Genomic DNA, 14368 nt, shown 5'->3' with positions numbered 1-14368 from the left:
ATGGCCAGCATCGCCGAGATCCGGCGCGACCCCTCCGGCGCGCCGGCGTGCTCGGTCACGTTCCTCCTCAGCCGGAGACCGGCGCCCCACGAGCCCATAGCGGGCCTGGTGATGACGGCGACGCTTGCCCTGGACCTCCGCTGCACGCTGGATGACCTCGCCTGGGTGGAGTTCACGCTGCAGGTGGCCGAGCCGGTGCGCGCCGAGTCGCGGGGTCCGTTCGGGGCGGCGGCGCTGGCCGCCACCTTCGCCGGCGACGATGCCCGCGGGCTCCTCGCGGCGCTGGCGGGCGGCGGCGGGGGCCCGGACCTGGTGATCCGGGCCCGGCGGACCGACGGCATGTCGGGGCAGTGGCGGCGGCCGGTGGCCGACCTCATCGTTCCCCTGCTCGGGGCCGCCCCCGAGCAGGTCGTGCACCTGGTCACCGCCGAGGGCGGCGTCGTGGGGGACGTCTTTCCCGCACGCAGCACCAGGACCAGAGGCCCCGGCCGTGAGCTGCTGATGATGCGCCGGAACGAGGCGGTCCCCCTGATGCAGGTCATCCGCCCGCAACCCGCCGTGATCCGGCCGCTCCTGGCCGAGAATCTGGTGTTGTCCACGCCCCTGGCACCCCAGGAGACCGGGCCGGTGCTGGACGGCAGGCCGTTGTTGGCGGACCGGCGGGGCGAGGACCGCTGGTACCTGCCCGAGATCGTGCTCGACGTCCCCGCCCCGGGACAGGACCCGGACTCCTCTCCCTTCCGGTTCGATCTGGCGCAGGTCGGGCATCAGGCCGACGGCTCCCCCGCGCTGGAGGCCACCGTGGTGGTGACCCTGCTCGCCCGCCCCTCCGCCGCCACACTCGCACCCTGGGAGAGCGGGGGAAGGCCTCCGCTGAAGCCTGTGCCGTGCGTGCCGCAGGTGGGGCTGCACCTGCCCTTCCGGGACGACGACGGCGCCGCCCGCACCGAGCTGGTCACCGCGAACTCGGCGGTGGTGAGCGGGGTGCTCGGCGAGGTCGGCTCGAGAATCACCGCCACCTTCGTGCTGCAGAACAACTGGGCCCGCCTCGCCTACGGTGCGCTGTCGACGCCGGGGTTCCAGGCGGAGCCCGCCGTCGTCGAGGTGGGCCTGGCGCACAGCGGCTGGCGGGCGGAGCGGACGCCGTCGAGGCTCACCGTGGACCGTCTCACCGCGCCGAAGCTGATGGCGCTGCGGCGCCGCGACGACGCCACCCGCCCGATCGCGGCCACGCAGCTGCTTGCCATGGCCAAGGCGGAGATCCGCCTGACGCCGGCGATCGCCCTCGAGAAGTTCGACCTGGCACAGCTGGGCGTAGTCAGGCACGTGAAGATCAGTGCCACCGCCACCACCAGGCTCCCCGCCCTTCTGCCGTGCGCCGACCACCCGCAGCTGTACCGACAGCGCGCCGGCGACGGATGGGAGGCCGTCGGCTGCCGGCCCGCTCTCCGCCTGGGCGAGACGCAGTACCGGCCGTGGCAGCCGGAACCCGTCACGGTCGCGGGCGTCAGGGTCTTCCGTTCGTTGACCCAGCCGGGCAGGTTCCTGGTCATCCCCGAGAACTACGCGGTTGGTCGCTACCCGGCCGAAGACCCTGACCGGGCCTATGAGCCCACGCTGCTGCTCACCTCCACCATCGACGTGGAGAACCCGGCCAACATCCGCTGCGTGCTGGCGGCAGCGCTGGAGCCCGAGCCGGACGCGGCGGACTTCGCTCTCCTCGCCGGTGAGCTCCGCCAGCGCCTCGGCCGACCGGTCGAGCTCGTCGGCCCCTGGCAGGCGGGGGTGGCACCCGAGGTGAGCTGGGCGGTGCCGGGCTCGGACCGCGCGGACTGCGTGCCCATCGACACCGGCTTCACCTTCATGCTGACCACCGACATTCCCGGCCTGCTCACGCTGAGGACCCTGCTGCAGCGCGGCGGGCTCGTGGGCTCCGCCCGCTACGCCATTCCCGGCGGCGACAGCGCGGTGAGCACCCTGCGGCTGGACCTGAGCCGCGTCGTCGGACCGGCCGGGGGGCCGGTCACCGCGGAGCGGACGGGGGACGAGGTGCGGCTGACCAACCGGCTGGACCGGCGCGTGGCGGTCAACCGGGTGGTGGCCGACGGCGCCGTCGTGGCCACGCCGTCGCTGCTCCTCACCGCTGGGCAGCAGACCACAGTGCCCCTGCCGCCGGGGACGGTGGGTCTGCTTGCGCTGGACCACACCGTCGAGCCCGGCACCGAGAGCCTCGACGAGACCCGCAGCTACATCGAGGATCTCCACCTGGGCGTCACGTTCGTGGCCACCGGAGATCTGACGGGTGTCGCGGGGTTGGAGGTGGCGGCCACGTTGCTGGGCGCCGCCGCGGACCCGGTGACCGTCACCCACACCCAGCGCCAGGCAGAGCGTCAGTTCGTCCTCCCGCTGACCACCTATGCCACCGATCCCGCCGTGAGGTTCACCGTCACCGCGGTGGGCACCGACGGCACCCGGACCGCGGCGCCGCCTGTCGACTGGCCGGTGCGCACCCGTGGCGTGCTCATCCCCCTCTCCACCCCCGTTCCGCAGTGAACCACGCACCATCCGAAAGGACACTTCCATGACCGGTTACTCGCTCCACGTCGGACTCAACGTGGTAGACACCTCCAGCTACATCCCGGCGCCCACCGTGCTCGCGGGGTGCGTCAACGACGCCAACGACATGGAGGCCCTTGCCTCCGGGGAGGGGTTCCGCACCCGGAAGCTGCTCGATGCGCAGGCCACCTCCACAGCGCTGCTCAGCGCCCTGGACAGCTTGGCTAACACCGCCGTCGACGGGGACATCGCGTTCGTCAGCTTCTCGGGCCACGGCGGCCAGATCCGCGACAACACCGGCGACGAGGACGACGGGCTCGACGAAACCTGGTGCCTGTACGACAGGCAGGTCCTCGACGACGAGCTGTACCTCAAGTGGTCCCAGTTCCGCTCCGGGGTGCGGATCGTGGTGCTGTCCGACTCCTGCCACTCGGGCACCGTGGCGCGCAGCATCCTGGCCATCGCCACCCGCGAAGCGCTGCTGCGCAACCCGCTGGGCGAAGAGTACTGGCCCACGGATGTGCACGTGCCGAAGCTGCAGCCGCGCATGATGGCACCGAGTGTCGCGGCGGCCGACTCGGCACGCCGCCGGGAGCTGTACGCCGTCGCCAAGACTGTCGCGGGGAGCACGCGGAGCACGGACATCGCGGCGGAGCTGATCCTCATCTCCGGCTGCCAGGACAACCAGCTGTCCAGCGACGGGGACGTCAACGGACTGTTCACAGAGACGCTGCTGCGGGTGTGGGCAAATGCGTCGTTCTCGGGCGATTACCGCTCGTTCCACTCGGCGATCGTGCGCAGGATGCCGATGGATCAGACGCCCAACTTCTACACCGTCGGCACGGTTTCGGCGGCGTTCCAGGCGCAGCGGCCCTTCACCCTCACCGCCCCGGCGGCCTCGGTGCCGGTGGATCCGGGCGGCTGGGGCGAGCCCGAGACGGGGACGTCGCGGCGGACGCTGCGCCAAGGCGACAGCGGGGAGGACGTGCGCTACCTGCAGCAGAAGCTGGTCGACGGGGGCGCCTGGTTGAGCGTGGACGGACAGTTCGGCCCGGCCACGGCCAATGCGGTCCGCGGCTTCCAGAGCTCGCACGGCTTGACGGTGGACGGGGTGGTCGGCCCGGCCACGTGGGCGGCCCTTGAAGGCGTCTCGGGCGGCGGATCAGGCGGCGGATCAGGCGGCTCGGGCGGTTGGGAGGAGCCCAGTGGCGGCAACTCCGGCGGTGGCAACTCGGGCGGCTGGAACGGTGGCTGGAGCGATCCGTCCGGTGGATCAGGCAACCAGGGCGGAGGCAGTGGTGGCGGCAACTCGGGGAACCAGGGCGGAGGGAGCAGTGGCGGCTGGGGCGACCCGTCGGGCGGCTCTGGCAACCAGGGCGGCGGCAACAGCGGCGGCTGGGGCGGCAACTCCGGCGGCTCCGGCAACCAGGGCGGCGGCACTCAGACCCAAACCCGGCCGACGCTGCGTCGCGGGTCCACTGGTGAGCACGTGAAGTACCTGCAGCAACGGCTGTCGGACCACGGCTATTGGCTCACCGCGGACGGCCAGTTCGGCCCGGGAACCGAGTCCCAGGTGCGGAGTTTCCAGCGCAGCAACGGGCTATCGGCCGACGGCGTCGTGGGCCCGCAGACGTGGGCCGCCCTGGGCTGATCTTCGATCCCTGAGGAGCCCCACCGCCGAAGGCGCGTGGGCGTCTCGAAGGGTCGAATCGTGACCTGACAGGCAGTCTCGCTCCGAGGTTGCGTCACAACCCTTCGAGACGGCCGACGGTCGCTCCGCGACGTCGACCTCCTCAGGGGCCGGTAACGTCAGCCGGTGATCAGCGGGACGTACACCGTCTTCGACCTCGGCTCGACCTGCACACGGTTGGCCACCTCGGCCCACGCCTTGTAGTGGTCGGTCGTCTTGTGCGCCGCCAGGTCGTCCTCCGACCGATACGCCTCCACCAGCACGAAGCGGGTGGGGTCGTCGGCCTGCTGGAGCACGTCGAAGGTGAGGCAACCCGGTTCCTCCAGCGACGCACGACTGTTGACGACGCACGCCTCGGCGAACTCGTCCTCAGCTCCGGGTCCCACGGTGACGTAGGCATGGAACAGGTACATCAGCCCTCCTCAGGACAGCTTCGACAGAATCAGTTCGCGGACCATCCCCGCGTCGGCCTGGCCCCTCATGGCCTTCATCACCTGGCCGATGAGGGCGCCCGCGGCCTGGACCTTGCCGTCGCGGATCTTCGCCGCGACATCCGGGTTCGCCGCGATCACCTCGTCGACGGCGGCGCTCAGGGCGCCCTCGTCGGAGACCACAGCGAGCCCGCGAGCCGCGACGACCTCGGCGGGTTCGCCCTCACCGGCAAGCACTCCCTCGATCACCTGGCGGGCGAGCTTGTCGTTGATCTTGCCCTCGTCCACCAGACCCTGGACCGCCGCGACCTGGGCGGGCGTGATGGCCAGCTCCTCCAGCTCGACGCCGGCCTCGTTGGCCCGGCGCGCCAGCTCGGAGACCCACCACTTGCGGGCCGACGCGGGCGCCGCACCCGCGGCCACCGTCGCCTCGACGAGCGCGAGCGCCCCGGCGGCCTCGATGTTGCCGAAGTCGACGTCGCTGAAGCCCCACTGCTGCTGCAGGCGGGCCCGGTGCTCGGCGGGCGGCTCGGGGAGCGTGGCGCGCAACTCCTCGACCCACTCGCGGGAGGGGGCGATGGGCATGAGGTCCGGCTCCGCGAAGTAGCGGTAGTCCTCCGCCTCCTCCTTAGAGCGCCCGGGCGAGGTGGTGCCGTCAGCCTCGTGGAAGTGACGGGTCTCCTGCTTCACCTTGCCGCCGCCGTCGAGGATGGCGGCCTGGCGGGTCATCTCGTAGCGGATGGCCCGCTCGACGGAGCGGAGCGAGTTGACGTTCTTGGTCTCGGTGCGGGTGCCCAGCACCTCGGCGCCGATGGGCATGAGCGAGATGTTAGCGTCGCAGCGCAGCGAGCCCTGCTCCATCCGCACGTCTGAGACCCCCAGCCCGCGGAGCAGCTCGCGCAGGTGCGCCACGTACGCCCGGGCCACCTCCGGCGCCTTCTCCCCCGCGCCGCGGATGGGGCGGGTGACGATCTCGATGAGCGGCACCCCGGCGCGGTTGTAGTCGATGAGCGAGTGGCTGGCGCCGTGGATGCGGCCGGTGGCGCCGCCCATGTGGAGGGCCTTGCCCGCGTCCTCCTCCATGTGCGCGCGTTCGACCTCCACGCGGTAGGTCCTGCCGTCCACCTCGATGTCCACCCATCCGTCGAACGCGATGGGCTCGTCGTACTGGGAGGTCTGGAAGTTCTTGGTCATGTCGGGGTAGAAGTAATTCTTCCGCGCCATGCGGCACCACTGAGCGATCTGGCAGTTGAGCGCCAGGCCGATCCGGATGGCGGACTCCACCGCCTTGCCGTTGATGACCGGCAGCGAGCCGGGCAGGCCGAGGCAGACGGGGCACACCTGGGTGTTGGGCTCGCCGCCGAAGGTGGTGGGGCAGCCGCAGAACATCTTGGACCGGGTGTTGAGCTCCACGTGCACCTCGAGCCCGAGGACGGGCTCGTAGCGCTTCAGCAGGTCGTCGTAGTCCACCGTCGCGCTCATGCGGACACCGCCTTCTCGCCGTTGGTCAGGGTGCTCAGCAGGGGCGCGCCCCACTGTGCTTCGAGGGCGCGCTCCAGCACTCCGCCCACGCGATAGAGCCTGGCGTCCTCCATGGGTGGGGCCATCACCTGCAGGCCCACCGGGAGCCCGTCGTCGCTGAGCCCGGCCGGGAACGAGGCGGACGCGTTGCCGGCCATGTTCGACGGGATGGTGCACAGGTCCGCCATGTACATGCTCATCGGGTCCGCCATGCGCTCGCCGATCTTGAACGCGACGGTGGGCGTGGTGGGTGAGACGAGGACGTCGCAGGCCTCGAAGGCCTTGTCGAAGTCCTGTTGGATGAGGGTGCGGACGCGCTGCGCTGAGCCGTAGTAGGCGTCGTAGTAGCCCGCCGAGAGGGCGTAGGTGCCGATGATGATGCGGCGCTTGGCCTCCTTGCCGAAGCCGGCGTCGCGGGAGATGTTCATGACCTCCTCGGCCCCGCGTGTGCCGTCGTCGCCGACGCGCAGGCCGTAGCGCATGCCGTCGAAGCGGGCGAGGTTGCTGGAGAGCTCGGCGGGCTGGATGAGGTAGTACGCGGGCAGCGCGTAGCTGAACGCCGGGCAGGACACCTCCACCACCTCGGCGCCGGCCTCGCGCAGGAGGTCCACGGCCTCGGCGAAACGGTCCAGTACGCCCTGCTCGTAGCCCTCGCCGCCGAGCTCCTTGACCACGCCGACGCGGACGCCGGTGAGGTCAGCGGCGGTGGCGGCGCCGGCGAGGTCGCCGACGGGCTGGTTGATCGAGGCCGAGTCGTGCGGGTCGTAGCCGCCGATGACCTGCTGCAGCATGGCGGCATCGAGGGCGGTCCGGGCGCAGGGGCCGGGCTGGTCCAGGCTGGAGGCCATCGCCACCAGGCCGTAGCGCGACACGCCCCCGTACGTGGGCTTCACGCCGACGGTGCCGGTGACGGAGCCCGGCTGGCGGATGGAGCCGCCGGTGTCCGAGCCCACCGCGAGCGGCACCATGAACGACGCCACGGCCGCGGCCGAGCCGCCGCCGGAGCCGCCGGGGATGCGCTCGGTGTCCCACGGGTTGCGGGTGGGGCCGAAGTAGGAGGTCTCCGTGGAGGAACCCATGGCGAACTCGTCCATGTTGGTCTTGCCGACGATGACCAGCCCGGCCTCGCGGAGGCGCGTGACGACGGTGGCGTCGTAGGGCGGGACCCAGCCCTCCAGCATGTGGGAGCCGCAGGTGGTGGGGTGGTCGGTGGTGCAGAAGTTGTCCTTGACGCCGATCGGGATCCCGGCGAGGGGGCCGAGCTTCTCGCCGGCGGCGCGGCGGGCGTCGATGGCGCGGGCTTGATTCAGCGCGTTCTCGGCATCGACGGAGAGGAAGACGTTGAGGGTGTCGTTGAGCTCGTCGATGCGGTCCAGGCAGGCCTGGGTGAGGGCCTCGGAGGTGAGGCTGCCGTCGGCCAGCAGCGCGGCGAGCTCGTGGGCGGGCTTGGCGAGGATGGGGTTCATACTCACTCCTCCCCCAGGATCTGCGGGACGCGGAAGCGGCCGTCCTCGCTGTCGGGGGCGCCGGAGAGCGCCTGCTGCTGCGTGAGCGACGGGGTGGTCACGTCGTCGCGGAACACGTTGGTGAGCGGCATGGCGTGGGTGGCCATGGGCACGTCCGGGCCGGCGACCTCGGAGACGCTGCGGACGGACTCGAGGATGACGTTGAGCTCGGGCGCCAGGTCCTGGCACTCCTGGGGGGTGAGCTGGATGCGGGCCAGCGCGCCCAACCGGGCCACGTCGTCGGCGGTGATACCCACGGTGCTCCTTCAGGTCGACGGGTGCCGCGGCGGCGGCTCGCCCCATCTTAGGACCCTGCAGGTGCGGGTGCTCGGCGCAATCGCTCCGCTGGTTGGGCCGCCTTCCCCCGTCGGTGGGCCGCCTGCCCGCCGGTTGGCCCGCTCGCCCCGCCCCGCTGGTTGAGCCGGGCCAAGCCGCGAAACGGCGCAGCCCGCGTCGAAACCCTCTCGCGCCCGCTGCGGCGAGTCCTGCGGCGAGTCCACCGAAGTTCGAGCCCCTTCCCCGCCGATTCAGCCCTGTCCCCGCTGGTTGAGCCGGGCCAAGCCGCGAAGCGGCGCAGCCCGCGTCGAAACCCTCTCGCGCCTGGTGCGGGGAGAAGGAACGGCTGCTTCAGCCTTGTGGCAACGCAGGCCCAGTGGAGTTGATCATCTCCAGCATCCGCGAGCGCTCCGTGGTGTACCGCAGGGTTGTTCCATCGGGGAGTGTGAGCTGTTCGCCGTCAGTGAGGAGCACCAACGCGGCCACCTCGGAAGCGCCGTCGCGGTTCAGCGCGTCGACTCCCTCGTCGATGGCTGCGCCAATGTCGGTCTGGGTGCCGGTGGGTTCGTCGGGCAGGGCGCCCAGCAGGGTGTTGGTGCTTGGAGCGTCGCCCGCGAAGACCGTCTGGGCGCCATCGTCGAACGTGATGAGGGTGACATGGTCGTCCGGCGTGAGGGAGTCCGCGAGGCCGGAGAGGGCGTCGCGGGCGCGCCCCCAGCGGCCCTCCTCCTGCATGGAGAGGGAGGTGTCGACGATGAGGATGTAGTCGGTGGCCTGGTCCTCGATGCCGAGTGTCGCGGCGATGGCGTCAAGATTTTCTTCAGCCGTCGCGGGAAGGCCTCCTACTACAGCCAATAGTAGTCCGACAAGCACCGCGACCAGAACCCTGGCTCTCTGCACATCTCCCCCGAACTTGAACGGCTGTCCATGGCACGCTACGCGCGCGATATTTAATCCTGCTCGTGGTGGGCAGCCTGCGGCTCCGCAAGACCGTCCAGATCAAGTTCTAGGCACCCGCCCATGACACCGTTAGTCGCCGCCTCCATCGGCACCCTGGCCCTCGGCCTCGGGGTGCTGCTGTGGTTGATCTTCGCCGGTCCTGACGCGGTGCGGTCGCGCTCGCTGCAGAACCTTTCCCGCGGCGCCGCCGCCGCTCCGGCGCGAGCCCGGCAGCAGCAGGGGCACCTGCGAGCGGGCAACCTCATCGACTCTCCACAGCGCCGCTCTAAGCTGGAGCAGTCGCTTGCTCGAGCTGGGTTTCCAGGCGGCTGGACCGTCGACCAGCTGTTGTCGATCAAGGTGCTCGGCTCGCTCCTCGTCGGTTCGCTCGGCCTGATCCTGTGGTTCGGCAATCGGTCCTTCATCATGCTGGTCCTCGCCGTCGCTGTCACGATCGGAATGTTCTTCCTGCCCGACGTTCTGCTCCTCAACACCTACCAGAAGCGGCGCGACCAGATCGATCTCGAACTCGCCGACACACTTGATCAGATGAGCATCGCCGTCCAGGCCGGCCTTGGCTTCGACGCTGCCATGCTTCGCGTGGCTCGTAACGGCACCGGGACCCTGGCGCGGGAGCTGCTGCGCACCATGCAGGACATCCAGGTGGGTCAGACCAGACGCAACGCGTATGAGGACCTGGCCGAGCGCACCGGCTCGGTGCCGCTGCGCCGCTTCGTGCGGACGGTCATCCAGGCGGAGTCGTACGGCATCCCGCTGGCTGACGTGCTCACCGCGCAGGCCGACGAGATGCGCATCGCCCGACGTCAGCGGGCCGAGCGGAAGGCAATGGAGATCCCCGTGAAGGTGGTCTTCCCGCTGATCCTCTGCATTCTCCCTGTCGTCTTCATCGTCATCATCGGCCCCGCTGCCATCTCGATCATCGAAACGCTGTTCCAAGCGATGTGATGACGGAGACCGCTGCCCTGATCGGCGCGGCCGCTGCAACTGTCACGGCCAGTGGATTAGCCAACCGGATGTCTTCCCGGAGCCATTGGTGGCTCGCCGCGGTTGTCGCCGCAGCGGTTGGCAGCTGGGCGGTACTCCTTGCCGCAGGATGGGAGTTCCTCGGATTCCTTGCACTCGCAGCGGCGTGGGGAGGCGCCACCGCCGTCGATCTCGCCGAACATCGCCTACCTGACGCCTCACGCTGATCCCATTCCCCCTGTTCTTCGCCCTCCAGATTCCGTGGGCTGTCATCGAAGGCGGTTGGGGACGCTTCGGATCAGCGCTCCTTGGCGCGCTTATCACCGCGGCCATTCTCTTCGTCCTCGCCTACATCAACCCGAGTGGCTTCGGCCTCGGAGACGTGAAACTCGGCCTCACCACCGGTGCGGCGCTCGGTTGATTCGGGATCGGAACAGCCCTCCTCGGGATCGGGGCGGCCTTCATCCTTATGGCCGCGATCAGCGGCCTCCTGCTCGCCACCAGGAGAATCCAACGTGAGGCGGACATCGCCTTCGGCCCCTTCATGGTCCTGGGCGTCCTCGTGGCACCCGCCGCCGCTGGTCTCCTCGGTTGGTGACAGCCAGCCTTCAGGCGCCGGTGAGGATCAGGTAGAACATCCGCCCGAGGAAGAACAGACCCACGCCTATCGCCACCACCACGAACGGGATGAGAATGCGCTGAACCTTCTTCCACCTTGTGCTCGGCACCCCCGTCGGACCCCAAGGACCGCGCCCCACCTGCGCCCGCACGGGGGCGTCGCCACTGAGGTTCAGATTGGAGAAGATGCGCACGCGCCCAGCTTAGGCGAGGCGCCCGGCACTACCCGCGAGCGAGCGACTCCTCCACCAGGCTGGCCGCCTTCCGCAGCGACTCCAGCTGAGGGACCACGTCGCCGCGTCGCCAACTCGACATGCCGCACGCCGTGCCCAGGAGCAAGCCGTCAAGGGAATCGACCTGAATGGCCCGCAGCACCTTGAGCGACGCCCGCACGAGATCGTCGGTGCTCTGAAGTCCGCGCGCGGTGTCGACCACACCTAGGATCAGCCCGCGACCCTCGTCGCGCCACTGCGCCAACTCGTCAAGGTCCACCAGCGCGGCATCCACCGACGCCCCGGCAAACCCGGCCCGCCGCGACACCTCCAGCCACCGCCCAGGAGCACAGCAGTGCAGCCAGGCGCCATCGGCCAGCGGACGCAACGCCTCCACCAGCCCGGGCATGTCCACTCGACGATGCCGCGAGAACCCACTCGCCGTGGGCACTCGTCCCTCGGCCACCGCCATCATCGACGGCTCGTCCACCTGCAGCCACAGCGTGGCACCCGGAACCCGCCGCGACACCTCCGCCCGCAACCGCGACACAGCCTCAGCCAGCGCCTGGGCCACCTCCCGCCGGGCGCCGTGATCGGCCAGGAGCCGGTCCCCCATGGGCCGCTCGACGGAGGACGCCAGCGTCCACGGGCCGGCCACGGCGACCTTGAGGACGCCGTCGAAACCCTGGAGGAGTTCCTCGGTGTCGTCGAGGTCCTGGCGCCACTGAGCGCGGGCCCGGCGATGCTCAGCCCCCGAATGCGGCGACAGACGCCAGCCAGCCGGCTGCACGTCGAACCCAAGCCCCGAGATGAGCCCCAGCGCGCGCCCGATCATGTCCGACCCCACACCGCGCTCCGGCAGCTCCGGCAGCGGCAGCACTTCGGGCAGGGTCTCGGCCATCGCCCCCAGCGCCCCCCGGAAGTCAGTGCCGGGCAGCGAGCCCGCAGCCGTGATCAGCATCAGCTCGCCTCGGCGATCACGGCGCTGCCCACCACGCGGTCACCGTCGTAGACCACCACGGTCTGCCCGGGCGCCACGCCGTGCCCTGGCTCATCCAGCAGGACGGACAGCACGCCGTCGCTGGCCTCAATGGTCGCGTCCTGCGGCACCCCGTGCGCTCTGTACTGCGCCTGCCCTCGCCAGGGACCCTCGACGGCTGCCGCGGTCCACGAGGGCCGGATTCCGGTCAACCGGGTGACGGCAAGGTCCTCCCGCGACCCCACCACGACGGTGTTACCCACGGGTTCGATTCGCAGCACGTAGCGCGGCTCCCCCGTCGGTGCGGGCACCCTCAGGTCCAGGCCCTTGCGCTGCCCGACGGTGTAGCGGTGCGTTCCCCGGTGTTCGCCCAGCACTGCGCCGTCGGCGTCGACGATGGGGCCGGGTGCGTCGTCGAGATGGCGGCCGAGGAAACCCTGGGTGTCGCCGTCGGCGATGAAACAGATGTCGTGGCTGTCGGGCTTCTTCGCCACCCCCAACCCGAGCGCCTGCGCCTCGGCGCGGACCACCGGCTTCTCCACGTCGTTGAGGGGGAACAGGCATCGGCTCAGTTGCTCCTGGGTGAGCATGCCGAGGACGTAAGACTGATCCTTGGCGGCGTCGGCCGCGCGGTGCAGCGAGACGCACCCGTCGTCGTGACGGCGCAGGTCCGCGTAGTGGCCCGTGGCGACGGCGTCAAAGCCGAGTGCAATGCCTCGGTCCAGCACCGCAGCGAACTTGATCTTCTCGTTGCAGCGCAGGCAGGGGTTGGGCGTGCGGCCGGCCTGATACTCGGCCACGAAATCCTCCACCACGGCCTCGTGGAACTCCTCGGCGAAATCCCACACATAAAAGGGGATGTCCAGCTTGTCCGCCACGCGGCGCGCATCGTGTGAGTCCTCGAGCGAACAGCACCCCCGCGCCCCTGATCGGTAGGACGCAGGGTTCTTGGACAGGGCCAGGTGCACGCCCGTGACATCGAGACCCTCGGCCACCAGGCGCGCGGCAGCGACGGCGGAGTCCACCCCGCCCGACATGGCCACCAACACCCGCACTTCGCTCTCCTCCGCTCGGCAGTTCTCAACTCTACCGAGAGTCCGGAAGACTTATCCACAGCCACCCACGCTCCCTCGAAATTGTCTGAGCGGTCGAATAGTCTTGGATCATGCTCGACAGCGCGCCCACTCCCCCGCTCCCAGTCACGGTGGCCGAGGGGTTTGCGGCGCTCGATCACGCTCACCAGCACCTCATCGCCGCCGAGGTCGCCGAAGTGATCGCCCTTGCGCACCTCACCGACGTGTACCGCATCGACGAAGACGCCGTCCAGGCCGGGATGGAGGACCTGGTCCAGCCCGGCGCGGACGGCACCCCCAGTATCGGCGAGTTCCTCGCGTTGGAGATCGGGGCGCTACTGGGAATCTCCCTCGTGTCGGCGATGGGCCGGCTCGCCGATGTCCTCAATGTGCGCCACCGTCACCCCGCTTTATGGGAGGCGGTGCTCGACGGGCGGGTGCGGTGGTGGCAGGCGGCCGACGCAGCCGGCCGCGCGCAGCACCTCAGCGCCCCCGCCGCGGCGCTGCTGGACCGCAAGCTCGCCCACTCCATGGCCCTGATGCCCTGGGCCCGCGTCCTGCGCAGCCTGGACGGCTGGATCCTCGCCGCGGACCCGCAGACCGCTGCTGACGCCGAGGCTCGGCATCGCAGCGAGCGCAAGGTGGTCCTCAACCAGATCCGCGACGGTCACATCGAGATCTGGGGTCGCCTCGCCCCCGCAGACGCTCTGGCCTTTGATCAGGCCATCAACGAGATCGCCAAGGCCATGCCTGCGCATCTCGCGCCAGCAGACCCGTACATCGCAGACCTCCCGGCCGAAGCCCTGGCCAAGGTCGATCTCCAGACCCGCCGTGCCGCCGCGGTCGGTGAACTTGCCCGGCGCACGTTCGGGCAGGACACCCTGCCCACCCACCAGCTGGTCGTCCACATCACCGCTTCGGACCCTTGGCTCACCGGTATCCCGAGCCCCGCTCTCGAGGTGCTCCCCGACGGTTCCGCCACCGGTATCGCCCGGGTCGAGCGCTGGGGGCACCTCCCCACTGATCGTCTCCGGGAGCTGCTGGCCGATTCCCGAGTCATTGTCCGCCCCGTCCTGGACCCCAACTCGATCCCGGTGGTCGACCAGCACGACCCGACAGACCTGATGCGCCTGGCCATGGAGTTGCGGAACCCGGTGGACGTCTTCCCCTACGGCACCCGGGTTGCGCGCGGCTGCGACGCCGACCACACCCAGCCCTACGTCGACGCCGGACCACGCGGCCAGACGTCGATGGACAACCTCGGCCCACTCTGGCGCTTCACCCATCGCGGAAAGACTCACGGGGGCTGGCGCCTCACCCAACCTGAGCCGGGCGTGTTCCACTGGCGCTCCCCTGCCGGCTACGAATACTTGGTGACCGCCCACGGCACCACCAGAATCTCCGCTCCCCAGCCTGTAGGCGAACCCGACCCACCAGTCCTGCCGGGCGGGGATGACCCACCCCCCGACGACCCCGCTTGGGACCGGCTACCGGACCGAGCCTCTCCATTACCACTGCTCACCCTCGCCACCTGAGCGACAGTGCGTGGTCGGGAGTTGGCGCGTCCTCACACACGGTTGCGTG

At 70.3% G+C, this 14368-nt stretch carries 13 protein-coding genes; 5 read left to right on the top strand and 8 right to left on the bottom strand.

The features are described from left to right. Together H5398_RS09815 and H5398_RS09810 are read left to right on the top strand one after the other, a co-directional pair. The gene (locus H5398_RS09815) at positions 1-2553 is read left to right on the top strand and encodes a hypothetical protein (protein WP_182799877.1); all 2553 of its coding nucleotides are present in this window, start codon (positions 1-3) and stop codon (positions 2551-2553) included. 28 nt (positions 2554-2581) lie between these two features. Next, positions 2582-4207, top strand: a complete 1626-nt coding sequence (locus H5398_RS09810) for a peptidoglycan-binding protein (RefSeq protein WP_182799876.1) — start codon at positions 2582-2584, stop codon at positions 4205-4207. A gap of 158 nt (positions 4208-4365) precedes the next feature. Here H5398_RS09810 and H5398_RS09805 read toward each other — a convergent pair whose 3' ends face one another. The 5 genes from H5398_RS09805 to H5398_RS09785 form a co-directional block, all read right to left on the bottom strand. Further along, a complete protein-coding gene (locus H5398_RS09805; RefSeq protein ID WP_182799875.1) occupies positions 4366-4659 on the bottom strand; it encodes a putative quinol monooxygenase in 294 nt (97 codons plus the stop codon). 9 nt (positions 4660-4668) lie between these two features. Then, complete coding sequence (gene gatB, locus H5398_RS09800) at positions 4669-6159, bottom strand: Asp-tRNA(Asn)/Glu-tRNA(Gln) amidotransferase subunit GatB (protein ID WP_182799874.1); 1491 nt, start codon at positions 6157-6159, stop codon at positions 4669-4671. Then, positions 6156-7664 (bottom strand): Asp-tRNA(Asn)/Glu-tRNA(Gln) amidotransferase subunit GatA, encoded by a 1509-nt coding sequence (gene gatA / locus H5398_RS09795; protein WP_182799873.1) that lies wholly within the window; start codon positions 7662-7664, stop codon positions 6156-6158. The genes gatB and gatA overlap by 4 nt, the downstream gene beginning before the upstream one ends. A 2-nt stretch (positions 7665-7666) precedes the next feature. Continuing rightward, a complete protein-coding gene (gene gatC / locus H5398_RS09790; RefSeq protein ID WP_182799872.1) occupies positions 7667-7960 on the bottom strand; it encodes an Asp-tRNA(Asn)/Glu-tRNA(Gln) amidotransferase subunit GatC in 294 nt (97 codons plus the stop codon). A 370-nt stretch (positions 7961-8330) separates the two neighbouring features. Then, a complete protein-coding gene (locus tag H5398_RS09785; protein WP_182799871.1) occupies positions 8331-8834 on the bottom strand; it encodes a VWA domain-containing protein in 504 nt (167 codons plus the stop codon). Between the two features lie 165 nt (positions 8835-8999). Between H5398_RS09785 and H5398_RS09780 the strand changes: the two genes are divergently transcribed. After that, positions 9000-9884, top strand: coding sequence for a type II secretion system F family protein (locus tag H5398_RS09780; RefSeq protein ID WP_182799870.1), 885 nt, complete (start codon positions 9000-9002; stop codon positions 9882-9884). A gap of 487 nt (positions 9885-10371) precedes the next feature. Further along, positions 10372-10500, top strand: coding sequence for a hypothetical protein (locus H5398_RS17375; protein ID WP_255443660.1), 129 nt, complete (start codon positions 10372-10374; stop codon positions 10498-10500). Positions 10501-10510: 10 nt separating this feature from the next. Here the strand turns inward: H5398_RS17375 and H5398_RS09770 are convergent, their stop codons facing one another. Genes H5398_RS09770 through mnmA form a run of 3 tightly spaced genes read right to left on the bottom strand, consistent with a single transcriptional unit; the run spans position 10511 to position 12766 of the window. Beyond that, on the bottom strand, positions 10511-10714 hold the full coding sequence (locus H5398_RS09770; RefSeq protein WP_182799869.1) for a hypothetical protein: 204 nt from the start codon (positions 10712-10714) through the stop codon (positions 10511-10513). Positions 10715-10742: 28 nt separating this feature from the next. After that, on the bottom strand, positions 10743-11693 hold the full coding sequence (locus H5398_RS09765; protein ID WP_182799868.1) for a methionine synthase: 951 nt from the start codon (positions 11691-11693) through the stop codon (positions 10743-10745). After that, on the bottom strand, positions 11693-12766 hold the full coding sequence (gene mnmA, locus H5398_RS09760) for a tRNA 2-thiouridine(34) synthase MnmA (protein WP_370586107.1): 1074 nt from the start codon (positions 12764-12766) through the stop codon (positions 11693-11695). The genes H5398_RS09765 and mnmA overlap by 1 nt, the downstream gene beginning before the upstream one ends. 110 nt (positions 12767-12876) lie before the next feature. Between mnmA and H5398_RS09755 the strand changes: the two genes are divergently transcribed. Next, positions 12877-14319 carry a DUF222 domain-containing protein gene (locus tag H5398_RS09755; protein ID WP_182799867.1) on the top strand — a complete coding sequence of 481 codons (1443 nt, stop codon included), beginning with the start codon at positions 12877-12879 and terminating at the stop codon, positions 14317-14319. The last annotated feature ends 49 nt before the right edge of the window (positions 14320-14368 follow it).

Source organism: Tessaracoccus sp. MC1679 (assembly GCF_014164775.1).
GTDB lineage: Bacteria > Actinomycetota > Actinomycetes > Propionibacteriales > Propionibacteriaceae > Arachnia.
Note: the sequence above shows the minus strand (reverse complement) of the source record. Positions and strands in the feature narration are given on the sequence as shown.

Bases quoted from the DNA above. Each gene is read 5' to 3' on its own strand.
- H5398_RS09815 (WP_182799877.1), top strand. From the start codon at position 1: ATGGCCAGCATCGCCGAGATCCGGCGCGACCCCTCCGGCGCGCCGGCG.
- gatB (WP_182799874.1), bottom strand. From the start codon at position 6,159: ATGAGCGCGACGGTGGACTACGACGACCTGCTGAAGCGCTACGAGCCC.
- H5398_RS09805 (WP_182799875.1), bottom strand. From the start codon at position 4,659: ATGTACCTGTTCCATGCCTACGTCACCGTGGGACCCGGAGCTGAGGAC.
- H5398_RS09810 (WP_182799876.1), top strand. From the start codon at position 2,582: ATGACCGGTTACTCGCTCCACGTCGGACTCAACGTGGTAGACACCTCC.
- H5398_RS09765 (WP_182799868.1), bottom strand. From the start codon at position 11,693: ATGCTGATCACGGCTGCGGGCTCGCTGCCCGGCACTGACTTCCGGGGG.
- H5398_RS17375 (WP_255443660.1), top strand. From the start codon at position 10,372: ATGGCCGCGATCAGCGGCCTCCTGCTCGCCACCAGGAGAATCCAACGT.
- H5398_RS09780 (WP_182799870.1), top strand. From the start codon at position 9,000: ATGACACCGTTAGTCGCCGCCTCCATCGGCACCCTGGCCCTCGGCCTC.
- gatA (WP_182799873.1), bottom strand. From the start codon at position 7,664: ATGAACCCCATCCTCGCCAAGCCCGCCCACGAGCTCGCCGCGCTGCTG.
- H5398_RS09755 (WP_182799867.1), top strand. From the start codon at position 12,877: ATGCTCGACAGCGCGCCCACTCCCCCGCTCCCAGTCACGGTGGCCGAG.